This window comes from Falsigemmobacter intermedius, assembly GCF_004054105.1.
GTDB classification, from domain to species: Bacteria; Pseudomonadota; Alphaproteobacteria; order Rhodobacterales; family Rhodobacteraceae; genus Wagnerdoeblera; species Wagnerdoeblera intermedia.
The window spans coordinates 136,757-163,090 of sequence record NZ_SBLC01000002.1 but is presented as its reverse complement, the minus strand read 5'-3'; the positions used below and the strand labels follow the sequence as shown (position 1 = coordinate 163,090).

General features: G+C 63.8%; 25 protein-coding genes and 2 pseudogenes. 21 read left to right on the top strand and 6 right to left on the bottom strand.

What is annotated here, in order from left to right:
• The first annotated feature begins 5 nt into the window (after window positions 1–5).
• Genes nikC through EP867_RS01950 form a run of 3 tightly spaced genes read left to right on the top strand, consistent with a single transcriptional unit; the run spans window position 6 to window position 2,499 of the window.
• On the top strand, window positions 6–911 hold the full coding sequence (gene nikC, locus EP867_RS01960; protein ID WP_128486517.1) for a nickel transporter permease: 906 nt from the start codon (window positions 6–8) through the stop codon (window positions 909–911).
• Window positions 908–1,741, top strand: coding sequence for an ABC transporter ATP-binding protein (locus EP867_RS01955; protein WP_128486516.1), 834 nt, complete (start codon window positions 908–910; stop codon window positions 1,739–1,741). Before nikC ends, EP867_RS01955 begins: the two co-directional genes overlap by 4 nt.
• Window positions 1,742–1,743: 2 nt before the next feature.
• A complete protein-coding gene (locus EP867_RS01950; RefSeq protein WP_128486515.1) occupies window positions 1,744–2,499 on the top strand; it encodes an ABC transporter ATP-binding protein in 756 nt (251 codons plus the stop codon).
• Window positions 2,500–2,664: 165 nt separating this feature from the next.
• Here EP867_RS01950 and EP867_RS01945 read toward each other — a convergent pair whose 3' ends face one another.
• On the bottom strand, window positions 2,665–3,306 hold the full coding sequence (locus EP867_RS01945; protein ID WP_128486514.1) for a GcrA family cell cycle regulator: 642 nt from the start codon (window positions 3,304–3,306) through the stop codon (window positions 2,665–2,667).
• A gap of 384 nt (window positions 3,307–3,690) precedes the next feature.
• On the opposite strand from EP867_RS01945, the gene EP867_RS01940 reads away from it, so the two are divergent.
• From EP867_RS01940 to EP867_RS01930, 3 genes are all read left to right on the top strand, one after another.
• Window positions 3,691–4,863 (top strand): aspartate aminotransferase family protein, encoded by a 1,173-nt coding sequence (locus EP867_RS01940; RefSeq protein ID WP_128486513.1) that lies wholly within the window; start codon window positions 3,691–3,693, stop codon window positions 4,861–4,863.
• 79 nt (window positions 4,864–4,942) lie between these two features.
• Entirely contained in the window at window positions 4,943–5,869 is a 927-nt protein-coding gene (gene argF / locus EP867_RS01935; RefSeq protein WP_128486512.1) for an ornithine carbamoyltransferase, read from the top strand.
• 45 nt (window positions 5,870–5,914) lie between these two features.
• Window positions 5,915–6,181 (top strand): sulfurtransferase TusA family protein, encoded by a 267-nt coding sequence (locus EP867_RS01930; RefSeq protein ID WP_241656786.1) that lies wholly within the window; start codon window positions 5,915–5,917, stop codon window positions 6,179–6,181.
• A 488-nt stretch (window positions 6,182–6,669) separates the two neighbouring features.
• Here the strand turns inward: EP867_RS01930 and EP867_RS01925 are convergent, their stop codons facing one another.
• The gene (locus EP867_RS01925; RefSeq protein ID WP_128486511.1) at window positions 6,670–7,110 is read right to left on the bottom strand and encodes an iron-sulfur cluster assembly scaffold protein; all 441 of its coding nucleotides are present in this window, start codon (window positions 7,108–7,110) and stop codon (window positions 6,670–6,672) included.
• 81 nt (window positions 7,111–7,191) lie between these two features.
• Here EP867_RS01925 and hisI point away from each other — a divergent pair, with 81 nt between their 5' ends.
• Entirely contained in the window at window positions 7,192–7,551 is a 360-nt protein-coding gene (hisI, locus tag EP867_RS01920; RefSeq protein ID WP_128486510.1) for a phosphoribosyl-AMP cyclohydrolase, read from the top strand.
• 3 nt (window positions 7,552–7,554) lie between these two features.
• Here hisI and ptsP read toward each other — a convergent pair whose 3' ends face one another.
• From ptsP to EP867_RS01905, 3 genes are all read right to left on the bottom strand, one after another.
• On the bottom strand, window positions 7,555–9,792 hold the full coding sequence (gene ptsP / locus EP867_RS01915) for a phosphoenolpyruvate--protein phosphotransferase (protein ID WP_128486509.1): 2,238 nt from the start codon (window positions 9,790–9,792) through the stop codon (window positions 7,555–7,557).
• Between the two features lie 128 nt (window positions 9,793–9,920).
• A complete protein-coding gene (locus EP867_RS01910) occupies window positions 9,921–11,531 on the bottom strand; it encodes a glucan biosynthesis protein (RefSeq protein WP_128486508.1) in 1,611 nt (536 codons plus the stop codon).
• A gap of 111 nt (window positions 11,532–11,642) precedes the next feature.
• Window positions 11,643–12,902: an aspartate kinase gene (locus EP867_RS01905; protein WP_128486507.1), complete on the bottom strand. Its 1,260-nt coding sequence runs from the start codon at window positions 12,900–12,902 to the stop codon at window positions 11,643–11,645.
• Between the two features lie 211 nt (window positions 12,903–13,113).
• Between EP867_RS01905 and EP867_RS01900 the strand changes: the two genes are divergently transcribed.
• The 5 genes from EP867_RS01900 (at window position 13,114) to EP867_RS01880 (ending at window position 17,563) form a co-directional block, all read left to right on the top strand.
• Complete coding sequence (locus EP867_RS01900) at window positions 13,114–13,632, top strand: GNAT family N-acetyltransferase (RefSeq protein WP_128486506.1); 519 nt, start codon at window positions 13,114–13,116, stop codon at window positions 13,630–13,632.
• Between the two features lie 81 nt (window positions 13,633–13,713).
• Entirely contained in the window at window positions 13,714–14,475 is a 762-nt protein-coding gene (locus EP867_RS01895; RefSeq protein ID WP_128486505.1) for an EcsC family protein, read from the top strand.
• 259 nt (window positions 14,476–14,734) lie between these two features.
• Window positions 14,735–15,649, top strand: coding sequence for a DMT family transporter (locus tag EP867_RS01890; RefSeq protein WP_128486504.1), 915 nt, complete (start codon window positions 14,735–14,737; stop codon window positions 15,647–15,649).
• Between the two features lie 43 nt (window positions 15,650–15,692).
• Entirely contained in the window at window positions 15,693–16,553 is an 861-nt protein-coding gene (locus tag EP867_RS01885; RefSeq protein ID WP_128486582.1) for an ATPase, read from the top strand.
• An 86-nt stretch (window positions 16,554–16,639) separates the two neighbouring features.
• Window positions 16,640–17,563 carry a homoserine O-succinyltransferase gene (locus EP867_RS01880; RefSeq protein WP_128486503.1) on the top strand — a complete coding sequence of 308 codons (924 nt, stop codon included), beginning with the start codon at window positions 16,640–16,642 and terminating at the stop codon, window positions 17,561–17,563.
• A 39-nt stretch (window positions 17,564–17,602) separates the two neighbouring features.
• Here EP867_RS01880 and xth read toward each other — a convergent pair whose 3' ends face one another.
• On the bottom strand, window positions 17,603–18,385 hold the full coding sequence (gene xth / locus EP867_RS01875) for an exodeoxyribonuclease III (protein WP_128486502.1): 783 nt from the start codon (window positions 18,383–18,385) through the stop codon (window positions 17,603–17,605).
• A gap of 160 nt (window positions 18,386–18,545) precedes the next feature.
• On the opposite strand from xth, the gene EP867_RS01870 reads away from it, so the two are divergent.
• The 9 genes and pseudogenes from EP867_RS01870 to EP867_RS01835 all read left to right on the top strand — a co-directional run bounded on the left by EP867_RS01870 (window position 18,546) and on the right by EP867_RS01835 (window position 26,309).
• Window positions 18,546–19,862, top strand: a complete 1,317-nt coding sequence (locus EP867_RS01870) for a DUF2927 domain-containing protein (protein ID WP_128486501.1) — start codon at window positions 18,546–18,548, stop codon at window positions 19,860–19,862.
• 20 nt (window positions 19,863–19,882) lie between these two features.
• A complete protein-coding gene (locus EP867_RS19740) occupies window positions 19,883–20,047 on the top strand; it encodes a hypothetical protein (RefSeq protein ID WP_164888737.1) in 165 nt (54 codons plus the stop codon).
• A gap of 13 nt (window positions 20,048–20,060) precedes the next feature.
• Window positions 20,061–21,245 (top strand): vWA domain-containing protein, encoded by a 1,185-nt coding sequence (locus tag EP867_RS01865; protein WP_128486500.1) that lies wholly within the window; start codon window positions 20,061–20,063, stop codon window positions 21,243–21,245.
• A 251-nt stretch (window positions 21,246–21,496) separates the two neighbouring features.
• On the top strand, window positions 21,497–21,826 hold the full coding sequence (locus EP867_RS01860) for a hypothetical protein (RefSeq protein WP_128486499.1): 330 nt from the start codon (window positions 21,497–21,499) through the stop codon (window positions 21,824–21,826).
• Window positions 21,777–23,120 (top strand): DNA-packaging protein, encoded by a 1,344-nt coding sequence (locus EP867_RS01855; RefSeq protein ID WP_164888736.1) that lies wholly within the window; start codon window positions 21,777–21,779, stop codon window positions 23,118–23,120. Before EP867_RS01860 ends, EP867_RS01855 begins: the two co-directional genes overlap by 50 nt.
• Window positions 23,121–23,142: 22 nt before the next feature.
• The gene (locus EP867_RS01850) at window positions 23,143–24,330 is read left to right on the top strand and encodes a phage portal protein (RefSeq protein WP_128486498.1); all 1,188 of its coding nucleotides are present in this window, start codon (window positions 23,143–23,145) and stop codon (window positions 24,328–24,330) included.
• Window position 24,331: 1 nt separating this feature from the next.
• Entirely contained in the window at window positions 24,332–24,559 is a 228-nt protein-coding gene (locus EP867_RS01845) for a GTA head formation protein, RCAP_rcc01685 family (protein ID WP_128486497.1), read from the top strand.
• Window positions 24,560–24,573: 14 nt separating this feature from the next.
• A pseudogene (locus tag EP867_RS01840) lies at window positions 24,574–25,137 on the top strand (HK97 family phage prohead protease).
• Window positions 25,138–25,161: 24 nt separating this feature from the next.
• A pseudogene (locus EP867_RS01835) lies at window positions 25,162–26,309 on the top strand (phage major capsid protein).
• The last annotated feature ends 25 nt before the right edge of the window (window positions 26,310–26,334 follow it).

The following is a 26,334-nucleotide window of genomic DNA, read 5'->3' as shown; positions in this document are numbered from 1 at the left end:
GCGAGATGACGACTTTGACAGAATGGCTGCGCGACCCCTCGCCGAAATCGCGTCTGCAGGCCCGCGTCGGGCAGAGCTATCTGGGCTGGCTGCGCTTCCGGCGCAACCCGCTGGCCATGGCCGGTGCGCTGATCGTTCTGGCGCTGGTGGTGCTGGCGGCTTTTGCGCCGCTGATCGCGCCGCATGACCCGATCGCCCAGGACCTGAGCCAGCGTCTGCTGCCGCCGGGCACCCCGGGCTATCTGATGGGGACCGATGAATTTGGCCGCGATATCCTGTCGCGGATCATCTATGGCTCGCGGGTGACGCTTTATATCGTGGCCATGGTCGCGGTGACGGCGCCGCTGTTCGGGCTGCTGATCGGGACGGTGGCGGGCTATGCCGGTGGCTGGGTCGACCAGGTTCTGATGCGTATCACCGATATTTTCCTCGCTTTCCCGAAGCTGATCCTCGCGCTGGCGCTGGTGGCGGTTCTGGGGCCGGGGATTGAAAACGCGGTTCTGGCCATCGCGCTGACCTCCTGGCCGCCCTATGCGCGGATGTCGCGGGCCGAAACCCTGACCGTGCGCAATGCCGATTACATCGCCGCCGTGCGTCTGCAGGGCGCAGGCCCGGTACGGATCATCTGGGGCCACGTCATGCCGATGTGTATGTCCTCGGTGGTGATCCGGGTGACGCTGGATATGGCGGGGGTCATTCTGACCGCAGCCGGCCTGGGCTTCCTGGGTCTGGGCGTTCAGCCGCCGCTGCCGGAATGGGGCATGATGATCTCTTCGGGGCGCAAATTCCTGACCGATTTCTGGTGGGTTGCGACCATGCCGGGTCTGGCGATTTTTGTGGTGTCGCTGGGCTTTAACCTGCTGGGCGATGGTCTGCGGGATGTTCTTGATCCGCGGAGTGCCGGTAAATGAGTCTGCTGACAGTTAAAAACCTCCGCGTCACCTTTGATACTGAGGCGGGTCGGGTTGAGGCCGTGCGCGGCGTCAATTTCACCCTCGGCCGGGAGCGTCTGGGGATCGTTGGCGAATCGGGTTCGGGCAAGACCATGACGGGGCGCTCGATCCTGCGTCTGGTGCGCAAGCCGGGCCGGATTGAGGCCGATGAGATGACCTTCGACGGCATCGATCTGATGAAGGCCTCTGAGCGGCAGATGCGCGCTTTGCGCGGTCCGCGCATCGCTATGGTGATGCAGGACCCGAAGTATTCGCTGAACCCGGTGATGAAGATCGGCCGTCAGCTGACCGAGGGTCTGCGCCTGCGCGAGAAGATCTCGGACAAAGAGGCGCGGGCGAAAGCCATCGCGGCGCTTGAGGCGGTGAAGATCCGAGACCCTGAGCGGGTGATGGAAGCCTGGCCGCATGAGCTGTCGGGGGGCATGGGCCAGCGCGTCATGATCGCCATGATGCTGATCCCGAACCCGGATCTTCTGATCGCGGATGAGCCGACTTCGGCTCTCGATGTGACGGTTCAGGCGGAAGTTCTGAAAATCCTCGATGATCTGGTGAAAGAGCGCGGCATGGGGCTGATCTTTGTCAGCCACGATCTGCGTCTGGTCTCGCAGTTCTGCGACCGGGTGCTGGTGATGTATAAGGGCCGTGTGGTGGAAGAGGTTGAGGCCTCAAAGCTCATGGAGGCGAAGCATCCCTATACCCAGGGGCTGCTGAACTGCCTGCCGCGCATCGGTGGTGGTCGCGGACCGCTGCCCTCGCTTGACCGGTCTGCATCCTGGGCGGAGGCGTAATCATGGCGCTGATTGAAGTCAAAAACCTCTCGGTTTTCTTTGAGGCCGGGGACCGTATCGTTCAGGCGGTGAAAGACGTTTCGCTGAGCGTGGATGCGAAAGAAAGCTACGGTCTGGTGGGGGAATCGGGGTCGGGTAAATCCACCATTCTGCGCGCGATCTGCGGTCTGGCGCCGATTTCGCGCGGCGAGATCCTGATTGACGGTAAACCGCTGGAAACTCCGCGCGGCAGGGCCTTCACCCGCCGTGTGCAGATGGTTTTTCAGGACCCCTATGCCTCGATCCATCCCCGCCACACAATCGACCGCACGCTGAGTGAGCCTCTCGCCATTCACGGCATCGGTAATACGGATGCGCGGGTGGTTCAGGCGCTGAAGGATGTGGGCCTGCCGGAGAGCTTCCGTTTCCGCTATCCGCATCAGTTGTCGGGTGGTCAGCGCCAGCGTGTGGCGATCGCCCGCGCCCTGATGCTGGAGCCGGAGATCCTGCTTTTGGATGAGCCGACCTCAGCGCTTGATGCCAGTGTGCAGGCAGAGACGCTGAACCTGCTGAACCGTCTGCGCGAAGAGCGGGGGCTGACCTTTCTGATGGTGAGCCACGATCTGGCGGTCGTGGATCACATGTGTGAGCGGGTGCTGGTTATGCAGCATGGCCGCGCAGTGGAAGAAATGGAGCATGGGGCCCTGGCCAATGCTTCGATGAAAACCGACTACGCGCGAATGCTTTACGAGGCTTCGGCCGACCGTATGCTGGGGTAATCTGCGCCCCCGCGGAGAGCGCCGGGGAGGGCTGCCTGCCCTCCCCGGACCCCGCCCGGGAGTATTTCAGAAAAGCCAAAGTCAGGGGCGGTCCTATGGGCTGCCCCTGTTGATGTGTCCGCCTGAAAGAAAAGCCGCCCCGGGCGGGCGGCTTTTGGCGTGGTATCAGCGGCGGCGGTCGCGGCGGGCGCTCATCGGCTGGAAGGCCACGCCGACATGGGCCTCACAATAGGGCTTTCCGGATTGTGACGGCAGACCGCAGAACCAGAAGTCATCCGTTGCCGGATCGCCGATCGGCCATTTGCAGGTCCGCTCGGTGAGTTCCATCAGCGGGATGCGGCGGGCGCGTTTCTCAACTTCGCGCACGGAAGCAAGAGCCTCAGGGGAGATTTCATTGAGCGCAGGCTGCGGCGGCAGCGGCTGACCCGCAGGCACGATGGTTTTGCGCAGAGCCGGCGCCGGGGCCGGGCTGGCGGCTGCGGGCTGCGGCTGCACAGGGGCTGCGGCGGCGGGGGCCGGGGTGGTCGGGCGCGGCGGGGCCGCCACAGGCTCAGGCGCGGCCGGCGCGGCCGGCGCGGGGGCTGCGGCCGGCTCCGGGGCGGGTGGCGGGCCTGCCGTCCCGGGGGCGGCTGCAGGAGCTGCCGTCTCATCGGAGGCTGCGTTGCGGTTCGACAGGCCGAGGCGGTGTACCTTGCCGATCACCGCATTGCGGGTGACCCCGCCAAGTTCCTTGGCGATCTGGCTGGCCGACTGGCCTTCGCCCCACATGCGCTTGAGCGTTTCGACGCGCTCGTCGGTCCAGGTCATCGGGACACCTCGTGTTTCGGCTGATTGCCCGCATTTTAGCGGTGACGGATACGGATACAAGACCGTGCGCCCGGGTTCAAGCGCAAGCGCCCCGGCAGGGCACGCAGGTCCGGCTGAGGGAGAGATATGGCACCCCTGCGCGGCATTTCCTAGGGCATGCGGCAAATTTCCTTGCGCGCCGTCCTGCGCGGGTCTAAGAAAATGTCATGACCCATGCAGCCGCCCTTACTGAACTGCTCCGACGCCGACGCTGATGCGTTTCGCGCCCCTCAGGTCGTGCTTTGCCCGGTATATCGGGTCCTCTCCCTCATCTGATGTTGACAGTCCCGGTGGCGCTTGCGACCCCTTGGGACAGCCCTTCGTGGTACTATTCAGGGAACTTCCATGATCGCTTCCGTATTGCCCACCTATAATCGTGCACCGCTGGCTTTTGAGCGCGGCGAAGGCAGCTGGCTGACCACCACCACGGGCGAGCGATATCTCGACCTCGGGGCCGGGATTGCGGTGAATGCCCTTGGCCATGCGCATCCGAAACTGGTCTCCGTTCTGTCGGACCAGGCCGGGAAGCTCTGGCATACCTCGAACCTCTATGAGGTGCCGAACCAGCAGAAGCTGGCAGATCTCCTGGTGGCAAATACGTTCGCCGATACGGTCTTCTTCACCAACTCCGGCACCGAGGCGGCGGAACTCGCGATCAAGATGGCCCGCAAGCACTTCTATGAGAAGGGCGAGAAGGACCGCATCCGCATCATCTCATTTGATGGCGCGTTCCACGGCCGTTCGACGGGCGCGATTGCCATGGCAGGCTCGGAAAAGATGGTGAAGGGCTTTGGTCCTCTGATGCCTGGCTTCACGACGCTTGCCTTTGGCGATATGGCGGCGCTGCGCGCGGAAATGGGCGCCGATGTCGCTGCCGTCATCATTGAGCCCATTCAGGGCGAAGGCGGCATCCGCCCGGTGACGGATGCGCAGCTGAAAGAGCTTCGCGCCATTTGCGATGAGGCCGGTGCGCTTCTGATCCTCGATGAGGTGCAATGCGGCATGGGCCGGACGGGCCGGCTCTTCGCCCATGAGCTTGCGGGTGTGACCCCGGATATCATGATGGTGGCCAAGGGCATCGGCGGCGGCTTCCCGCTGGGCGCGGTGCTTGCGACGGAACATGCGGCTTCGGGCATGGCTGCTGGCAGCCACGGGTCCACCTATGGTGGCAACCCGCTGGGCTGCGCGGTCGGCTGCGCGGTGGTTGAGACCATCGCCGATCCCGCCTTCCTCGGCGAGGTGAACCGCAAATCGGCACTCTTCCGTCAGGGGCTGGAAAGCCTCGTGGCGCGCCACCCGGAGGTTTTTGAAGAAGTGCGCGGTGTTGGTCTGATCCTCGGTCTGAAGTGCAAACTGCCCAACAGCGATGTGGTTCAGGCCGGCTATGCACAGCATCTGCTGACCGTGCCGGGTGCTGACAATGTGGTGCGGCTGCTGCCAGCGCTGAACATTGCCGACACGGACATCACCGAAGCGCTCACCCGTCTTGATCAGGCCGCCACCAGCCTCAAAGCCTGAGGACTTTGGCTTTTTTAAAAATACTCCACGGGGGTGCGGGGGCGTGAAGCCCCCGGCCCTCAGCCGAAAGCAAAACCCGATGCCCAGCTTCCTTGACCTTCACACCACCTCGCCTGCCGATCTGCGCGCGATGATCGACAATGCCCGCGCCATGAAAGAGGCCCGCGCCGGGCTTCCGCGCGGCACGCCCGATGCAGACCAGCCCCTGGCCGGCCGCATGGTGGCGCTGATTTTTGAGAAGCCTTCGACCCGAACCCGCGTCTCCTTTGACGTGGGCGTGCGCCAGATGGGGGGCCAGACCATGGTGCTCTCGGGCAAAGAGATGCAGCTTGGCCATGGCGAAACCATCGCTGATACCGCCCGGGTGCTCTCGCGCTATGTGGATCTCATCATGATCCGCACCTTTGAGGAAGACACCCTCAAAGAGATGTCGGATTACGCCAGCGTTCCGGTCATCAACGGCCTGACCAACCGCACCCACCCCTGCCAGATCATGGCAGATATCATGACCTATGAAGAACACCGCGGCCCGATCAAAGGCAAAAAGGTGGTCTGGGCCGGCGACGGCAACAACGTCTGCGCCAGCTTCCTGCATGCCGCCGGGCAGTTCGGTTTTGACTTCACCTTCACCGGCCCGCAGCCGCTCGACCCCGAAGAGGTCTGGGTGAAATTCGCCCGTGAAAAAGGCTCGGCAGTCACCATTGAGCGCGATCCCTTCAAAGCCGTTGAGGGGGCGGATCTGATCGTTACCGATACCTGGGTTTCGATGCATGACCCGGAATCCGCGAAAGAGCGCCGCCACAACCAGCTGCGTCCCTATCAGGTCACCGAAGAGCTGATGAAGCGAGCCAATCCGGGCGCGCTCTTCATGCACTGCCTGCCCGCACACCGCAACGATGAGGTGACGAGTGAGGTGATGGACGGCCCGGCCTCGGTGATCTTTGATGAGGCGGAAAACCGACTGCACGCGCAAAAGGCCGTCATGCGCTGGTGCCTTGGCCTTTAAGATCAGGCCGGGGGCGCTTTGCCCCCGGCAAACGGGTTTGCTCCGATGGAAAGACAAGTGATGGCCAGTGAGGCGGCGCAGGACGTGGTGCGCGAAGTCGATGCCTGCGGGCTTTTATGTCCGCTGCCGGTGCTGCGGGCGCGCAAGGTGATTCTCAGCCTGGCCCCCGGAGCGCTTCTGCGGCTGCTGGCCACCGACCCTGCAGCGGTGATTGATGTGCCGCATTTCGCCCGGGAGGGCGGGCATGACTACCTTGGCGCGGAAGACCTGGGCGGGGGCGTGACCGCCTATCTTTTGCGTCGCGGCGCCTGAACGGAACAGCCTGAGAACAGAGCCGCGGCTAAGTCTCTGACTGGCCGCGGTTTTTTTATGCGCGATGCAGGTTTGTTCTCATTAACGAAATGTTCACATTTGTTCACCTAAAGTTCTTGACGACTCACGCGGCAAAGTGAGAACATTCAGGCAACACCATGATGGAGGCCAGGATGTTCTCGGAATTTTTCGCCATCTTCAGCCGATCGCGGCACGAGCTTGTGAAAGACGCTGCCGGTGTGGCGGTGCTTTTCGCCACGCTTATCGGGACGCTTTCCCTCGCCGGCTGAGGGCAGGGGTCCCCGTTCTTCTCTGTGTTCCGTACGGCCTGTCCCGCCGTGCCTGCCTGACAGAGAGCACTGACCGCCGGGTTCCCTGCCGGGCCCGGCGGTTTTTTTACCAATCACATTGAGCTCGCGCCGGCCTCCGGCCGGATCCGGCCGGGGGGCGCTGCAAATGCGCAGCGGCACTTTTGCCGCTCTGTCGCTTCAGACCTGCGCGGCAGCGGCCTCTGCGGCTTCGGCGGCCGCCTCAAGGGCGAGACGGATGGAGGTGTGGCGGTTTTTGAACTCCCGCGCCGGGGTCAGCACTTCGAACCCGTCAAAGGGCGCGGGGGGGACCGGACCGCCCTCCAGCATCGCGGCCAGGGCCTCAGCGGCGGCGCGCAGCTCAGCCGGGCTGCGGCCGATGACAGCACCCCCGGTGATGGCGGCTGCGGCCTGGCCAAGTGCACAGGCGCGGACTTCCTGGGCAAATTCAGCAACGCGTCCGTCGCGCAGAACCACCCCGGCCTTCACCGAAGAGCCACAGAGCGGTGAGCGGCGTCTGGCCTCGGCCTGCGGGTCGCTCAGGGTGCCGAGGTGGGGAATGCGCGTCGTCAGGTCGAGAATTTTTCCCGAATACAGCTTCATCAGATCCTGGTCGCTCATCTCATCCTCACGCTTGGACTTTCCCCCGGGGGCAGCAGGTTCTAGATAGGCCGGGATGTCAGCCAATGCAAAGGACGCCCCATGGCCTTCGATCCTGCGAGCCTGAAATATGACGACCGGGGGCTGATCCCGGCCATCGCCCAGGACCATGCCAGCGGCGAGGTGCTGATGATGGCCTGGATGAACGCCGAATCGCTTGCCCGCACGCTTGAGACCGGAGTGGTGACTTACTGGTCGCGCTCGCGCCAAGCCTTCTGGGCCAAGGGGGAAACCTCGGGCCATATCCAGCGGCTGACGGATCTGCGCATCGACTGCGACCGCGACTGCCTGCTGCTGCTCGTGGATCAGACGGGTCCGGCCTGCCACACCAACCGCCGCTCGTGCTTTTACACGGCTTTGCGGGGTGGTGAGGAAGAGATCCTCACCCAGCCGATGGAATAAGCCTTAAGCCAGTTTCTCCAGATAGGCGGCAAGCGCGGGGCGCAGGTTTTCTTCGCCCCGCGCAATGCAGCCGTCGATGATTTCCCGCACCTCGCGCAGATCGGCGCGCCGCAGCAGCGCCTTCACCGGCCCGATTGAGGCCGGTCGCATGGACAGGCTGCGCAGGCCCATGGCCGCAAAGGCCAGGGCCTCCAGCGGGCGGCCGGCATCTTCGCCGCAAAACGACAGCTGCGTCCCGGCGGCATTACAGCGCTGCACGATCAGCTCAAGGAAGCCCAGGAAGGCGGCCGAAAGCGTGTCATAGCGCCGCCGCACCCGTTCATTCTCGCGGTCTGCCGCGAAGAAGAACTGCTTGAGGTCGTTGCCGCCGATGGAGACGAAATCGGTGCGCTCAAAGAAGCTTTGCGGTGCAAAGGCCAGACTCGGGGTTTCCAGCATCACGCCCACTTCCAGCGAAGAAGGCAGGGCGCGGCCCATCTTCTCCTCATGCGCCAGGGCCTGCGAGAGCTGCACCTTCGCGGCGTCAAACTCCGAGGGCTGGGTGACAAAGGGGAACATCACCGTCAGCGGCCCGCCATTGGCGGCCCGGATCAGCGCCTGAAGCTGCATCCTGAGCACGCCGGGCTTTTCAAGGCCCACCCGGATCGCGCGCCAGCCCATTGCGGGGTTCGGCTCATCCTGGGGCTTCATATAGGGCAGCACTTTGTCAGAGCCGATATCGAGGGTCCGGAAGGCCACGCGGCGGCCGCGGGCGGCCTCCATGACGCGGGCATAAAGCGCGGCCAGTTCATCGCGTTTGGGGACCTGACTGCGGACGAGGAACTGAAGCTCGGTCCGGAAGAGGCCCACCCCTTCCGCGCCCGATCCTTCAAGGCTCGGCAGATCCGCCATCAGACCTGCGTTCATGTGAAGCGCGATCCGCGTGCCGCACAGCGCCTCAGCGGGCAGGCCGCGCAGCGAGGCATATTGCTCCTGCGCTTTGGCCTGCATGGCGGTCTTGTCGCGGAAGGCCGCAGAGATGGTCTCTTCGGGGCGCAGATGCACCACGCCCATATCGCCGTCGACGAGGATGCGGTCGCCGTTCAGCGCCTCGGTGGTGATGCGCTCGGCATGGATGACCAGCGGGATGGCCAGGGCCCGCGCCACGATGGCCGCGTGAGAGCCGACAGAGCCTTCCTCCAGCACCACGCCTTTCAGGCGGCGGCCATATTCCAGAAGCTCTGCGGGGCCGATATTGCGCGCGACCAGCACCGGATCGGCGGGCATTTCCCCATTGGCCTGGCCCTGACCGGTCAGAATGCGCAACAGCCGGTTGGAGAGATCGTCAAGATCATGCAGCCGCTCGCGCAGATAGGCGTCAGGCACCATCTCAAGGCGCGCGCGGGCAGTGGATTGTTCCTTCTCCACCGCCGCCTCAGCCGAGAGGCCGCGGGCGATGTCTTCCTCCATCCGCCGCACCCAGCCGCGGCTTTGGGCGAACATCCGGTAGGCCTCAAGAACCTGCTTCTGGTCCTTATCAAGGCTTTCCGCCGCCAGCAGATCATCGACCGAGACGCGCAGCTGTGCCACGGCCTCGCGCAGGCGCAGGGTCTCAGCCTCGGGGTCTTCGGCCACGGGGTTGGTGATGACCACCCGCGGCTCATGGAGCCAGACATGGCCCTCAGCCGTGCCTTCCTGGCCTGTGCCGCCGCGGAACATCAGCGGCTGGCGGTGCAGCGCCAGGCCGTTCTGCGGCTCACCCGCAAGAGCATCAAGCTCATTCATTTCGGCCAGAACCATGGCCACCACTTCCAACGCATCAATCTCATCATCCGAGAACTGCCGTCGGGCGCGGGTCTGAACCACCAGCACCCCGGTCTTCTCACCGACCCGCTGGATCGGCACCCCGAGAAATGAGGAAAACAACTCTTCGCCCGTTTCGGGCATATAGCGAAAGCCCTTTTCCGAGGGGGCATCCGCCGTGTTGATCGGCTTTGAGTTCTGCGCAACGCGGCCCACAAGCCCCTCGCCCAGACGCAGCCGCGATTTATGGACCGCCTCCGCCTTCAGCCCGTGAGAGGCCCAGAGTTCCAGCGTGTCGCGGTCGCGGAACAAATAGATCGAGCAGACCTCTGTCTTCATCGACTGCGCGATGAGACCCACCACGCGGTTCAGCCGCGCCTGCCCCTCAGCTTCAGAAGCAAGGGTGTCGCGCAGGCTGCGCAAAAGGGTGCGGCTGTCGGTTTCGCTGCGGTTTGCCATGGCGGCTCCTGACCTCGCTTCCCTCTCTCTATAGAAGGGAAAGGGGGGCGTGCGGAAACAGAAAGTGCAGTGACGCCGGGGATTTCGGCGTCACTGCGGGATAATCCGCCGGTCGCGGCGGCTTTGGCTCAGGCCCGGGCGGAGAGCAGCCGGTTCAACTGAGAGGGGAAAAGCTGCAAGAGCAGCGTTTCGCTCAGCGCGGCCTCATTGCGGCGCAGGCAGATGCGCAGATCAATCGGCTCATCCTCCCCTTCATCCAGGGCGGCGTAATCGACATCGACCATGGCCCGCCAGCGGTTGGTGCCGACCACCGGATAGGCCACGGTGTTTGAGGTCACCCCCCGCGAGGCCGAGACATCCACCGTCACGCCGGAGGTGCGGTCAAACATCTCAAGCCCGAGGTTTTCCAGATCACAGGTGACCTTCACGCATTTCGGCGGGCGCGGATGGCCCGGGATGCCACCTGCGCCAAGGCGCGTGGCGACGAAGCGCGCGCCCTGCGGCGCGGCGGGGGCGTCCTCCAGCCAGCTTAAGCGGTAGTGAAGATCATATTCCTGACCGGCCTTCGCGGGCGCCGAAGGCGTCCAGAAGGCACCGATATTGTCGTGGATCTCATCATCGGTGCGCAGCTCGATCAGCGTCACCGCGCCGTCCCCCCAGTCCCCTGCGGGCTCCACAAAGACAGAGGCGCGTTTTTCATAAAACACGCCGTCATCCTGATACTGCTCAAAGCTCCGCTCGCGCTGCATCAGGCCAAAGCCTTTGACGCCGGGCGACAGGAAGGTATTGGCCATGGTGCGCGGCGGGTTGTTCAGCGGGCGCCAGATCCGCTCGCCATTGGCGGCGTGAATCTCCAGGCCGTCGCTGTCATGCACCTCGGGGCGCCAGTCCGGCGCGATAAAGGCGTTGTTTTTGCCAAACCAATACATCGAGGTCAGCGGCGCAATGCCCAGACGCCCGATATCGCCCCGCAGGAAAAGCGCGGCGCTGACCTCCTGGACGATGCCGGGGCGGCCGTCGACATTGCGGGCCGAGGTGATGCGGTAGGCCCCGGTCGCGCGGGGGCTTTCCAGCAGCGCATAGGCCGTGATGTCGCCGCTCTCGGAAGGTTCCAGCCAGAAGCGGGTGAACATCGGAAATTCCTCCGGCGTCTCCATCCCGCTGTCGAGGGCAAGTCCGCGCACCGACAGGCCAAACTGGCCCGAATAGCCTGAGGTGCGCCAGTAAGAGGCCCCCAGAAAGGCCATCCAGTCGAGGCCGGTCTCTGCGTCTTTGACCCGGAAGCCCGCGAACCCCTCGGTGTGCTTCAACTCCCGCGCGGGGTTGCCCTCGGGGATCTCAAAGAGGTTCAGATCGAAGCCCAGTTCCCGCGCCTGACCGTCTTCTACCGCATAAAGCCGGACGGGCTGGCGGAAATAGGTGCCCGGAAAGAAGGGCTGCACCGGCGAGGTTTTGCCCTGATCCGCCCAGAGGGTCTGATCGTCGCGGTAGCGGATCTGATTGTGGTAATCATAGGAGATCCGCTCCAGCACGGGGGCATCGGGCAGGGCGGGGGGCACATAGGCCGTCTGCGCAAGGCTGCGGGCCATCTCTTTGAGCAGATCAAAAGAGAAAGCCTCCGGCTGCCCGAGGGCAGGGCCTTTGGCGGTGGCGGCTGCCAGACCGGGAAGCAGGAAGAACCCGCCCCCTGCCAGAAGGCTGCCAAGGAAAGTGCGACGGTCAGAGACGACTGGGGTCATGGAATGCTCAAAGGCAAAGGGGTTGGACCGCAAAAGGCGCCGGGCCCTTTGGGGTCCGACGCCTTCTTTTCAGGGGGCGGGGCGATCTGGTCCCGCCGCAGAGCCTGTGGCTCAGGCCTTTTCAAGCTCAAAGGCGTCGTGGAGCGCCTGCACGGCAAGCTCCATGTAGCGTCGATCGATCAGCACCGAGATCTTGATCTCCGAGGTGCTGATGACCTTGATGTTGACGTTCTCATCGCGCAGCGCCTGGAACATCTTTGCAGCCACACCGGTGTGCGAACGCATGCCGATGCCCACGACCGAGACTTTTGCGACGTCATCATCAATGATCAGTTCGTCATATTTGATAAGGCCTTTTTCCATCGCCTCTTCCAGCGCTTTTTTCGCGCGGGCGACCTGGTCGATCGGGCAGGAGAAGGTCATATCGGTGACGGCGCCCGGGTGGGCTTCGTCGTAGTCTTTTTCCGAGATGTTCTGCACGATCATATCGACGTTCACACCGGCATCCGCCAGCGGGCCGAAGATCGCGGCTGCGATGCCGGGACGATCCTCGATCGTAAACAGGGTGATCTTTGCCTCTTCACGCGAATAGGCGACACCGGCAACGGCTTTGGATTCCATGATTTCGTCCTCGTCGCAGACAAGAGTTCCGGAGTTTTCGTCGATATCCTCGAAGGAGGAGACAACGCGCAGACGCACTTTGTAGCGCATCGCAAGCTCAACCGAGCGGGTTTGCAGCACTTTCGCACCCAGCGAAGCCAGCTCGAGCATCTCTTCGTAAGAGATTTTATCGAGTTTGCGTGCCTTTTTGGCGATGCGCGGGTCGGTCGTGTAAACGCCGTCCACATCGGTATAAATGTCGCAGCGCTCTGCACCGAAAGCGGCCGCAAAAGCCACCGCCGTGGTGTCCGAGCCGCCGCGGCCCAGCGTGGTGATGCGGTCTTCTGCCGTCACGCCCTGGAAGCCTGCGACCACCGCCACTTTCATGCCTTCGGCAAATTTGCGGTCGATGTTTTCGCGCGGGATCTCAAGGAAGCGCGCCGCGCCATGCTGCGAGGTGGTCCGGATCGGAACCTGCCAGCCCTGCCAGGAGCGGGCGGGGATGCCCATTTCCTGCAGGCGCAGCGCCATCAGACCGGCGGTGACATTCTCGCCCGAAGCCACGACGGCGTCATATTCGCGCGCGTCATAGAAGGGCGATGTGTCATTCACCCATTTGACCAGTTCATTGGTCTTCCCGGACATGGCCGAGACGATGACGATCACGTCATAGCCGCGGTCTACTTCCTTTTGTACCTTGGCCGCCGCATTCGCGATGCGGTCAAGATCGGCCACCGAAGTGCCACCGAATTTCATCACCAGGACCGGCATGGGCACCCTCCGCGCTGCCAGCAAAAATCGGGCGTTTGCTATGCGATCCGGGGGGGAGTTGCAAGATATGTTGCCCGAATGTCGGGAATTTTGCGAAAGTTGCGCAAAGCGGCTCAGGGCTCGAAAAAAGCGCGGCGGGGCTGTTTTCCTGCCCCGCGTCGCGTGATAGCGGGCGGATGGATTGGGACGTCAGGATCGGGGCAGCGCGGCCATGTATCAGCTGAGAGAGGAAACTCCGGCAGATTTTCATGAGGTGGAGGCACTTTATGACCTGTGTTTCGCGCCGGGTCGTGAGGCGCTGTCGTCTTACCGGCTGCGTGATGACGTGCCGAAAGTTGCGGGACTGTGCCTCGTGCTGCGCGATCACGACGATGCTCTGGCCGCGGTGATCCGCTACTGGCCGGTGCTGGTCGGCGGTGTGCCGACGCTGCTTCTTGGCCCTGTTGCCGTGCACCCCACCCGTCAGGGAGAGGGTCTGGGCGCGCTTTTGATGCGCGAGAGCCTGGCAGAGGCACGGCGTCTGGGCTGGGAGCGGGTGCTCCTCGTCGGGGATTACCCCTATTACCGCCGCTTTGGGTTTGAAAAGCGCGAGGGCGTGATCATGCCGCCGCCGACCAACCCCGAGCGGGTCCTGGGCATTCCGCTTCAGCCCGGCGCCTGGGAGGGCGTGAGCGGTGAAGTGACGAAGTTCCCCAAGGGGCTCGATTATCCGCCGCAACCTGCGACCTGAGCGCGCCCCTGGCTGCGGTGCCCGCCTGCGGCCCTCGCGGCGGTGATTGACAGCGGCCCCGGGGCTTCCCATCTGAAGGGCATGGAAAACACTCTGACCCTTTCTGCGATGACCTTTCCCGAAGCTGAGATCCGGGCGCTGGCCAGGCGTCACGACCGGGCCTCAGGCGGGCTGATGGCTGCGTTGAACAAGCTGGGCGGCAAGGCCGAGGGCTGGCTGGAAAAGCTGCCCGGCCCCGCGCGCGCCGGGGTTTTGAAGCTGACCGAGGGGGCTTTGCAGTCCGCCTATGGACTGGCGGCGAAATCCTCCGGGGTGACGCCCAAAGCGGGCGGCGGTCAGATCGCGCTTTCGGCCCTGACGGGGGCTGCGGGCGGTGCGGCGGGGCTTGCCTCTGCCGTGGCAGAGGTGTCGGTCACCGTGACGCTGATCCTGCGCGCCATTCAGTCTGTGGCCGAAGACCATGGGTTTGATCCCGCCTCGGATGAGGTGCGCCGCGAGGCTTTGCATATTTTCGCCTCAGGCGGGCCGGGCGAGGCCGATGACGGGGTCAATTCCGCCTTCATCGGGGCGCGGCTGACCCTGACCGGGCCTGCAGTGCAGCGTGTCATTGCCACGCTTGCGCCGCGCATCGCGGCCGCTCTGGGGCCGAAACTGGCCGCGCAGTCGGTGCCGATCCTGGGTGCGGTGGCCGGGGCGGGGCTGAACATCGCCTTTCTGCGCTATTACCGCGAGATGGCGCAGATCCGCTTTTCGCTGCTGCGCCTGGCGCAGGCCCATGGCCCCGAGGCGGTGACCGCCGCCTTCAACAGCCATCTGCGCCAGCCGCTGAAGCTGCGTCGCTGAGAAGCGGCAGAGCCGCGCTCTCTCTGAGCGCGGCCTGGTTTTCGGCAATTCCGGAAAGACGGCGCCCGAGGTTTCCGCCCCGATCCGTGAAGGGAAGTTTCTGGCTGTCCTGGGCGCCGTAAGAGCAGCGCGGCCGCGGGGTCTCTGATCCGCCCCGAAGCCCTGGCCCTTCGGGCGGCGGCGGGTGCTGTGGGGCGGCGCTGGACAAGGCGGGGGCGCATCGTCATGGTGCGCGCATCTCTTCCTGACCGGACCCGCGATGCCGCCGAGCGCCTCTCCCCCGCAGACCCCTGAATATCCGCAAAGCCGCCCGCTTGTTGCCGTGGCCTGGATGGCGGGAACCGTCCTTTCCTTTCTTGCCGTAACCATCTCGGCGCGTGAACTCAGCGGGCAGCTCGATGTGAGCGAGCTGCTGCTCTACCGCGCGCTTGTGGGTGTTGTGGTGCTGGGGGGCGCGGTGCTGCTGTCACGCCGGCTGGCCACGCTGCGCACCCGCGCGATCGGGCGGCATGTGTTGCGCAATTCGATCCATTATATTGGCCAGCTGCTCTGGTATCAGGCGCTGGTGCTGATCCCCATTGCGCAGCTTTATGCGCTGGAGTTCACCACGCCGATCTGGGTTTTGCTGCTGTCTTTCGCCTTCCTGGGCGAGCGGCTGAATGCGGCGCAGATCCTGGCGGCTCTGGTGGGGTTTACGGGCGTTCTGGTGGTGGCGCGACCGGATTTTTCGGATCTGAGCTATGGGGTGGTCGCAGGCTCGGTCTGCGCGATCTTCTTTGCCATTTATGCGCTGATGACCCGGGCCATGACGCGCACGGATACGGCCCAGTCGCTGGTCTTCTGGCAGGTGGCGATGCAGGTGCCGCTGGGGCTGATCGTGGCGGGGCATGATCTGCAGATCGCGCTGCCGCAGGGCATCGGCTGGCTTTGGATGGTCGTCATGGGCTTAGGCGGTCTGGGCGCGCATTTCTGTATCGCCAAGGCGCTGATGGTGGCTCCGGCCAGCTTTGTCTATCCGCTTGATTATGTCCGGTTGCCGCTGGGGGTGATCGCGGGCTTTCTGATTTACGCCGAGCAGATCGAGCTTGCGGTCTTTCTTGGTGCCGCGCTGATCCTGCTTGGCAACTGGATCAACATTCGCTACGGGGCAAAGCGGCCCCGGAGCGCCGGGTAACCCCTTCTCTGCCTGCCGGAATATCCTCATGCGTCACGCCTCTCTGATCTATCCGACTGCGGCAGACTGGGCCGCGAGCGCCCGCAAAAGGGTGCTGCTTTTCGGCATGTCGGGCCTTGGGAAAACCCATGTCGCAAGCACGCTGCGCGGCGCGGGCAGCTGGTTTCACTACTCGGTCGATTACCGCATCGGCACCCGCTATATGGGCGAGCTGATCGCCGATAACTTCAAACGCGAAGCCATGAAAGTGCCGTTTCTGCGCGAGCTGCTGATGACGGATTCGGTCTATATCGCCTCCAACATCACCTTTGATAATCTGGCGCCGCTCTCGACCTATCTGGGGAAACCCGGTGATCCGGCGAAAGGCGGGCTCGCCTTCGCCGAATACCGCAAGCGCCAGGATCAGCACCGCACGGCAGAGATTTCCGCGCTGCTCGATACGCCGCATTTCATTGGGCGTGCCGAGGATATCTACGGCTATCCGAATTTCATCTGCGACACCGGCGGCTCGATCTGTGAGGTGGTGGATCCCGAGGACGGCAATGACCGGGTGATGAAGGCTCTGTCGTCCAACCTGCTGATGGTCTGGATTGAGGGATCAGAGGCCCATACGGGTGAGTTGGTTCGCCGCTTTGATCGCGCGCCGAAGCCAATGTATTACCAGCCGGGCTTTCTGACCGAGGCCTGGGAGAGCTATCTGGCTGAGACCGGCTGCACGGAAAGCACCGTTGATCCCGATGCCTTCGTGCGCTGGACCTATGCCCGCGCGCTTGCGCATCGCCAGCCGCGCTATGCGGCAATGGCTGCGAACTGGGGCATCAAAGTGAGCGCCGATGAGGTGGCGGCTTTGCGCGATGTGCAGGATTTCGACGCTCTGATCGCGCAGGCGATTGCGCGTAACTGACCTTGTGCCCCGGGCTGACGGGGCGCATATCCCAATGTCCGCGGGGCGGTTTGCCCCCTGTGGCCTGAGTAAATGGAACCGAGACAATGCCGATTAAACTGCCCGAAAGCCTGCCCGCCTATGACATCCTTCAGTCCGAAGGCGTCATGGTCATGGGCGCGGCCCGTGCAGCGCGGCAGGATATCCGGCCTTTGCGCATCGGGCTTTTGAACCTGATGCCGATGAAAATCACCACCGAGACGCAGTTTGCCCGCCTGATCGGGGCGACGCCGCTGCAGATCGATTTTCATCTGATCCGCATGAGCGAGCATCAGTCGCGCCACACCGCGCCGGAGCATATGGAAGCCTTCTATCGCACCTTCGCGGAAGTGGAGGCCACGGGTGAGAAATTCGACGGTCTCATCATCACCGGGGCCCCGGTTGAGACCCTCGATTTCGAGGAGGTGACGTATTGGGACGAGTTGCAGCGCATCTTTGACTGGACGCGAAGTCATGTCCATTCGACTTTTGGTGTCTGCTGGGGGGCCATGGCCATGGCCTGGCATTTCCATAAGATCCCCAAGCATATCCTGGACCATAAGGCCTTCGGCTGCTTCCGCCAGCGTGTGTTGCAGCCCTCGTCACCCTTCCTGACGGGGTTCTCGGATGATGTGCTGATCCCGGTCAGCCGCTGGACCGAGATGCGCGAAGAAGACATGGCGAAGGCGGAGGGGCTGAAGGTGCTGATCGCCTCGCCCGAGACCGGGCCCTGTCTGGTCGAGGATGCGGCGCATCGGGCGCTGTGGATCTTCAACCACTTCGAATACGACAGCGAGACGCTGAAGAAAGAATACGACCGCGATGTGGCCTCGGGCACGCCGATCAATGTGCCGCTGAACTATTATCCGGAAAACGATCCCTCACGCCCGCCGCTGAACCGCTGGCGCAGCCATGCGCATCTGCTTTATGGCAACTGGATCAACCAGATTTATCAGACCACGCCTTACGACATGGCTGATATCGGTAAATAAAAGAAACGCCGCTGACCCTGAGGGCAGCGGCGTTTTTCGTTAAAGATCCAGCTCAACCCAGGCCGGGACGTGATCTGAGGGCTTTTCGCGGCCACGCTCTTCGCGCTGGATGCCAACCTCGATCAGCAGGTCCTGAGCCTGGGGGCTGAGCAGCAGATGATCGATGCGGATGCCGTTGTTCCGCTCCCAGGCGACGGCCTGATAGTCCCAGAAGCTGTAATGACCGGGGCCCTGAACGCGCAGGCGGAAGGCATCGGCAAAGCCCGGGTTCAGGATGCGGCGGAAGGCCTCGCGCGTCTGGGGCAGGAAGAGCGCGTCTTCCGTCCAGGCATCGGGTTTGGCGGCATCTTCGCGCTGGGGGATGACGTTGTAATCGCCGGCCATAATAACCGGCATCTCCAGCGCCAGAAGGCTGCGGGCGTGCGTCTCCATCCGGGCCATCCAGGCGAGCTTATAGTCATATTTCGGCCCCGGGGCGGGGTTGCCGTTGGGCAGATAAAGCCCCGCCAGACGCACCGCCCCTTTGTCGCCGATCACCGTGGCCTCAATCCAGCGCGACTGCTGGTCTTCGTCGTCGCCCGGCAGGCCGCGCACCACATCTTCCAGCGGCAGGCGCGAGAAGATCGCCACGCCGTTAAAGCCTTTCTGGCCATGGGTCTCAACCCGGTAGCCCATATCCTCAAAATGCTCGCGCGGGAAATTTTCATCGACGGATTTGATTTCCTGCAGCACCACCACATCGGGCTTTGTCTCTTCGAGCCAGCGGGTGAAGGTCTCAAAGCGCGCCTTAATGCCGTTGATATTGAAGGTGTAAATTTTCACGGCAGGCTCCGGATGTCTGGGGTTCACAGGGTTTTAGCGAAGGCGCGGCCAGCGGCCAAGCAAACATTCCGTCACGGGCTGCGCTTTGGCCTTTTCTTCGGCAGGAGGAGGCGTAAAGAGCAAAGGCCCGCCTGGTTCTGCGGGCGCTGTCTGGTGCGCTATGACTTCGTTGATCTCTGCTTTGCGGGGCCTCGTGCTGCCCGCTGCTCTGGCTCTGCTTTCTGCCTGTGCGCCGACCGGTTTTGAGCCTGAGACCGCCGGGCCGCAGGGGGTGCTGACGCGCACGAACAGTCAGACGGCTGCGGATTTTCTGGATCTGTTTTTCCGGCTGGAAAGCGGGCGCGAGCTTGAGCGCTTCACCCGCTATGAGCATCCGGTGAAGCTGGTGGTGACCGGAGCGGTGCCGAAAGCGGCCTGGGCCGAAATCGATCCGCTGCTGCGGCGTCTGCGCCGGGAGGGGGGCGTGCCCATCAGCCGGACGCGGCACCGCGCAAAGGCCGATCTGGTGGTGGAATTTGTGCCGCGTGCAGAGCTGCGGGCCTTCGTGCCGGATATCGCCTGCTTTGTGGTGCCGGAGCAGGCCTCTTTCGCTGAATATGTCCGGGACGGCGCGAAGATCACCTCATGGGCGGATCTGCAGACCCGTGGCAGAGCGCTGCTGGTGATCCCTTCGGACAGCGCTTTGCAGGAAATCCGCGATTGTCTGCATGAGGAACTGGCCCAGGCGCTGGGGCCGGTGAATGATCTCTGGCACCTGTCGGATTCGGTGTTCAACGATGACAATGTGCACGGGCGGCTGACCGGGTTTGACATGCTGATGCTGCGGCTGGCCTATCAGCCCGAGTTGAAAAGCGGCATGAGCCGGGATGAGGTGGCGGCGCTTTTGCCCGCTCTTCTGGCGCGACTGAACCCTGAGGGCGGGGCGGTTCTGCCGCTGCCCTCGCGGCTGCCGCCGCGCTGGTGGGCGGAGGAGATGCAGAAGGTCCTGACGCCCTCGGCAGGAGCCGCCGTTCGTCTGGCGGCAGCAGAGCGTGCGGCAGCCTTTGCCGACAGCCGGGGCTGGCAGGACAATCGCCGGGCCTTTGCGCATTTTCTTGCGGGTTATCATAGCCTTGCGGTGAACCCGGATCGCGCGGTGGCGCATTTTGCGCAAAGCCGCAGGCTTTATGCCGATCTGCCGGATGCGGATCTGCATATCGCCCTCGTCGATCTGCAGATGGCGGGGGTCTTTCTTGCCGCGGCAGAGCCGGAGGCTACGCTCTTTCTGGCCGAACAGGCGGCAGAGGCGCTGAAGACGGCGGATGATCGCGCCAGTCTTGCGGTGAGCTATCTTCTGCGTGCTGAGGCGCTGGAGCGTCTCGGTCGTCCGGACGAAGCTGCGGCACTTCGTCTCGACAGCCTCTCCCTTGCAGGCTATGGCTTTTCCAACGAAGCCGCCCTGCCGGAGCTTCTGCGGGACGCAGGGCAGGCGCGGTAAGACAGGACGGGGGCAGGCGGATGCTGGTGATTGCGGGACTGATGTTCGGAGCTTTGGGCGGGGCCTGGTTTGCCCGCCGCAAGGGCGGCGCAGGCTTTGACATCGCGCAATATGCGGCCGGGCTTGGTATCTTTTTCGGGATTCTCGGGCTCTTTGCCACGCTGATCCTTGATCGTCTGATCTGATCGGGGGGCGGTGATGTTTCTGCCCTTCTTCGAACAGCTTCGCAAACATGCCGTGCCGGTCAGCCTGCGCGAGTTTCTGGCCTTTCTCGAAGGGCTTCAGGCCGGCCTGGTCACCTGGGACAGCGAGGGGTTTTACTACCTTGCCCGCGTGACCCTGGTGAAAGACGAGCGCCACATCGACCGCTTTGACCGCGCCTTTGCCGCCTCTTTTGCCGGCCTGGATGCGATTACGCCTGAGCAGGTTCTGGAAGCGCTGGACCTGCCGGGCGACTGGCTGGAGAAGCTGGCGGAGAAGCATCTTTCCCCGGAAGAAATGGAGCAGATCAAAGCCCTCGGCGGCTTTGAGAAGCTGATGGAAACGCTGCGCCAGCGTCTGGCAGAGCAGAAAGAGCGTCATCAGGGCGGCAGCAAATGGGTGGGCACCGCCGGCACCTCGCCCTTTGGCGCTTATGGCTATAACCCCGAAGGCGTGCGGATTGGCCAGAAAGAGGGCCGCCACGGCCGCGCGGTGAAGGTCTGGGATAAGCGCGAGTTCAAAAACCTCGACGATCAGGTGGAGCTTGGCACCCGCAATATCAAAGTTGCGATGAAGCGGCTGCGGCGCTGGGCGCGGGACGGCGCGCAGGATGAGCTGGACCTGGATGGCACGATCCGCTCCACCGCCGAGCAGGGCTGGCTGGATGTGAAGGTCAGGCCGGAACGGCGTAATGCCGTGAAAGTGCTGATGTTTTTTGACGTCGGCGGCTCAATGGATCCGCATATCAAAGTGGTGGAAGAGCTGTTTTCGGCGGCGCGGGCCGAATTTAAACATCTTGAGTATTTCTACTTCCATAACTGCCTCTATGAGGGGGTCTGGCGCGACAACCGCCGTCGCTGGGAAGAGCAGACCCCGACTGCTGAGGTGCTGCGCACCTATGGCCCGGACTGGAAGTGCATTTTCGTGGGCGATGCCTCGATGTCGCCCTATGAGATCTTGCATCCCGGCGGGGCCAATGAGCATTGGAACCAGGAGGCGGGTGAGGTCTGGTTGCAACGGGCCAGGGAGCAATGGCCCTCGCACGTCTGGATCAACCCCACGCCAGAGCGGTTCTGGGGCGGCACGCAGTCGATCGGCATCGTGAAGCGCATCTTTGAGGACCGGATGGTCCCGATGACGCTGGAGGGGCTGACGCGGGGAATCAAGGAACTCAGCCGCTGATTCGGGCGTGATTCCGGCAGACTTCGCACCCTCCGCGCTTAATGCGGAGGGGAAAAGCGGTGTGCGGACAATGGGTTGAGTGTATTATTCAGTTTGATTCAACATTTACGTGTATTCCCTTTGACCCTGCGCCCGGTCCATGGCATAAAAAGTGCATGCTGGATGAATAGTTGAAGCGGCCGGGGTAACGCCCCTCGCCGCTTTTTCCGTTTCCGACCCGTGCGGTTTCTCAAGCCGCAGGATGCCATCTGATGACATTGCATATGCCGGTGACACCGCCTCCGGATCCCCGCCGCGAGGCGGCGGAGGCGCTTGAACTGTTCGATCTGGCCAGCACCATTTTGCGCCGTCTCCTCGAAGAGATCCGCGCAGAAACGCCCGCTGAGAGCGCGAAGGAGCTGGCTACCTATACCAAAGACGTCTCTCAGGCCCTGAAACTTCTGGTTACGGAGCGGCAGAATGTCGAAAAACTTGCCCGCGAGCAGTCCGGCGGACTTTGCGCCGGGGCCCTCGATCTTGGCGCAGCGCGCGATGAAATCGGGCGCCGCCTGGCTCGCCTCCGCCACGCCGGAGATGATTGACGAATTTTTAAACGGCCTGAGCGATACTGCGCTGGCGGCGCTCCCTTGGGTTTTTGAGTTCTGGGCCCTGCCGCATCAGTTGCCCCCTGAGGGGGACTGGCGGACCTGGGTGATTATGGGTGGCCGTGGTGCGGGGAAGACCCGCGCCGGGGCCGAATGGGTGCGCGCCCAGGTGGAAGGGGCGCGGCCGGGTGATAAGGGCCGCGCGCGGCGTGTGGCGCTGGTGGGCGAGACGCTCGACCAGGTGCGCGAGGTGATGATCTTTGGCGAGAGCGGGATTCTCGCCTGCTCTCCGCCCGACCGCAGGCCGGAATGGCAGGCCGGGCGGCGGCGTCTGGAGTGGCCGAACGGCGCGGTGGCGGAAGTATTTTCCGCGCATGAGCCGGAGAGCCTGCGCGGTCCGCAGTTCGATGCCGCCTGGTCAGACGAGCTGGCGAAGTGGAAAAAGGGCGAGCAGGCCTGGGATATGGTGCAGTTTGCGCTGCGCCTGGGGGATCTGCCGCAGCAGGTGGTGACAACCACGCCGCAGAATGTCGCGGTGCTGAAGGCGGTGCTGCGAAACCCCTCAACCGTGCTCACCCATGCGCCTACCGAGGCAAACCGCGCCCATCTGGCGGGGTCTTTCCTGGCCGAAGTGCGGGCGCGTTATGCCGGCACACGGCTCGGGCGGCAGGAGCTTGACGGCGAACTCCTCGAGGATGCGGAAGGTGCGCTCTGGACCTCTGCGGGGCTGGAGGCCGCGCGGATTGATGCCGCACCGGCCTTTGACCGGGTGGTGGTGGCCGTGGATCCGCCGGTGACCGGTGGGCGGTCGTCGGACGAATGCGGGATCGTGGTGGCGGGCGTGGTGATGCAGGGGCCGCCGCAGTCCTGGCGGGCCGTGGTGCTGGAGGATGCCAGCGTTGCGGGGGCCAGCCCTGAGGGCTGGGCGCAGGCGGCCATTGCGGCTTTCAGGCGCCACAATGCCGATGCCCTGGTGGCAGAGGTTAATCAGGGCGGCGATCTTGTGACGGATCTCATCCGCTCGCTTGACGGGTCGATCATGGTCAGGGCGGTCCGGGCCAGCCGGGGCAAGGTTGCCCGGGCAGAGCCGGTGGCCGCGCTTTACGAACAGGGCCGGGTGCAGCATCTGCGCGGGCTGCAGGGCCTGGAAGATCAGATGTGCCGTATGAGCCTGCAGGGTTTTCAGGGGCGCGGCTCGCCGGATCGGGTGGATGCGCTGGTCTGGGCTCTGCATGAGCTGATGATCCGTCCCGGCACGGGGCAGGGGCGTCCTGGCATTCGCGGGCTCTGAACTTACTCAAAGGAGGTGATCCATGTTTGGATTTCGCAGGCGGAAGGCTCCGCCCGATACCGCATGCCCTGAGGTCAAAGCCTCAGCCGCAGGGCGGGTGGCGGCGCGGGCGGCGGGAAGTGGCAGGGTGGTCTGGAGCCCGCGGGACACGGGATCTTTGATTCGTAACGGCTATATGAGCAATCCTGTTGTCTTTCGAGCAATACGTATGATTGCAGAATCGGCCGGAAATCTGCCCCTGATCCTTCAGGATGAGGGGCAGCGCTATGAAACCCATCCGATCCTCGCTCTTCTGGATCGGCCCAATGCCTTTCAGGGCCGCGCTGAATTTCTGGAGGCGGTCTGCGGTCATTTGCTGTTGAGCGGGAATGCCTGGGTGGAGGCGGTCTGCGATCCGCACAGTGGCGAGGTGCGGGAACTTTACGCGCTGCGCCCGGAGCGAATGTCGCTGGTGCCCGGAGAGGATGGCTGGCCGGTGGCCTGCGATTATAATGTCGGCGGCCGCAGCCATCGCTTTGATCTGAGCGCTGATGTGAAGCCTGTCTGCCACATCCGCGCATTTCATCCTCTGGATGATCATTACGGATACTCTGCACTTGGTGCGGCAGCGGTGGCCATGGATGTGCATGGCGCGGCAAGTCGCTGGTCCAAGGCGCTGCTGGACAATGCGGCGCGGCCCTCAGGCGCGATCATCTATCGCGGGGCGGATGGCAACGGGGTGCTGACGGCAGAGCAATATGACCGTCTGACGGGCGAGATCGAATCGCATCACATGGGGGCGCGTAACGCCGGGCGGCCCATGCTGCTGGAAGGCGGGCTGGACTGGAAGCCGATGGGGTTTTCGCCCTCAGATATGGAATTTCACCAGACCCGCGAGGCGGCGGCGCGCGATATCGCCATGGCCTTCGGGGTGCCGCCGATGTTGCTGGGCATCCCGGGGGATGCAACCTACGCCAATTATCAGGAGGCGAACCGCGCCTTCTTCCGGCTGACGGTTCTGCCGCTGGCGACGCGGGTGCTGACGGAACTGGCGCAGTTTTTGTCCTCGCACAGTGGGGAGGTGGTCAGCCTGCGGCCCGATCTGGATCAGGTTCCGGCACTCTCTGCGGAGCGGGATGCGCAATGGGAGCGGGTCTCGGCGGCGGAGTTTCTGACGCTGGCGGAAAAGCGTGCGGCCCTTGGTCTGCCGCCTTTGCCGGACGGGGGCTGAGATGGCGGGCTCGCGGTTTCTTTACGACAGTTTTGATGCCGCCAGTGCGCGCATAGAGGCCAATGAGCGGGTTTTGCAGGAGCGCTGGAGCGCCCTGGAGCGGCGGCTTTTGCAGATTGATGCCGCGCTGGAGCGTCTGGAAAAACGCATCTGGCTGGGGGTTTGCGGGGTGGCGGCTTTTCTTTTGGCCCAGGGCGCAGAGACCCTTTTGCGGGCCGCGCTGCCATGAGGGAGGATCACGGTATGGATGGGGATGATCTGCGGCTTGAACGCAAGTTCATGACCGGGGGCGGCGGGCTGGCCGTTGGTGAGGAGGGGCGCATCAGCGGCTATGCCTCACTTTTCGGCCGGGCCGATCAGGGCGGCGATATTGTGCTGCCGGGGGCCTACGCGGCCTCGCTTGCCGCCATGGAGCGGTCGGGCGGTCGCGTGAAGATGCTCTGGCAGCACGATCCGGCGCAGCCCGTGGGGATCTGAGAGGAGATCGCGGAGGATGCCCGCGGGCTGCGCGTCTCAGGCCGTCTGCTGCCGGAGGTGGCACGGGCGCGCGAGGCCCGGGCGCTGATCGCGGCGGGGGCGCTGGACGGGCTGTCGATCGGCTACCGCACGGTGAAATCTTCGCGCGATTCCGAAGGCCGCCGCCTGCTGGCAGAGGTCGATCTGTGGGAGATCTCGCTGGTGACCTTTCCTATGCAGCGTGAGGCCCGAATTGAGGCCAAGACCGGGGATCTGATCCCTTATCTGGCACGGCTGACGGGGCTTCTGGCCGGTGCCCGTCAGCAGCTTGGCGGGCAGCAGACCGTTTAACTTAACCCTCAGGAAGGAGCCGCCATGACCGCGACCGGTGCAGGCGAAAGTGCAGAGTTTGCCTCTGCGCTCAATGGTTTTGTGACTGAACTCAAAGGCTTTCAGGCCGATGTCAAAGACATTCTGAAAAGGACGGATACCCGAATGATGCAGGCAGAACGCAAATCCGCCGTGGCGCCGCAGCGCCCGATCCTGTCTCAGGCCGCAAGGCCTTTGATGCCTATCTGCGCGGCGGCGATGATGAGGGGCTGCGCGGGCTGGTGCTGGAGGGCAAGGGGCTGAACGCCGCCGTCAATGCCGAGGGCGGTTATCTGGTCGATCCGCAGACCTCTGACACCATCCGCTCGGTGCTGCGGGCGACGTCGTCGCTGCGCCGTGTGGCCAATGTGGTGCAGATAGAGGCGGGCAGCTTTGAGGTGCTGGTTGATACCGGGGATGTGGGTTCGGGCTGGGTCACGGAAGCCTCTGAGATTACCGCCACGGGCACGGCCTCGATTGAGCGCATCGCCATTCCGCTGCACGAGCTGACCGCAATGCCCAAGGCCAGCCAGCGGCTGCTTGATGACAGCGCCTTTGATCTCGAGACCTGGCTTGCCGACCGTATTGCTGAGCGCTTTTCGCGGGCGGAAGCGCTGGCCTTTGTCAGCGGTGACGGCTCGGGCAAGCCGAAGGGGTTTCTGGCGCATACCAAAGTGGCGCAGGCCAGCTGGGAATGGGGCAAGCTGGGCTATGTGGCGACCGGCACGGCAGGGGATTTCAACGCGACCGCACCGGCCAATGCGATTGTCGATCTGGTCTATGCGCTGAACGCCGCTTACCGCGCCAATGCGACCTTCGTGATGAACTCAAAGACCGCCGGGGCCGTGCGCAAGATGAAGGACAGCGACGGGCGGTTCCTGTGGTCTGACAGTCTGGCCGCCGGAGAGCCTGCGCGGCTGATGGGCTATCCGGTGCTGATCGCCGAGGACATGCCCGATATCGCGGCCAATTCCTATTCGATCGCCTTCGGGGATTTCCACGCGGGCTATACGATTGCAGAGCGCCCGGATCTGCGGGTGCTGCGCGATCCCTTCTCGGCCAAGCCGCATGTCCTCTTTTACGCCAGCCGCCGTGTCGGTGGGGATGTGAGCGATTTCGGCGCCATCAAGCTGATGAAATTCGCAGCCTCTTAAGGGGGGCGGCGAGGGGCGCGCGGCC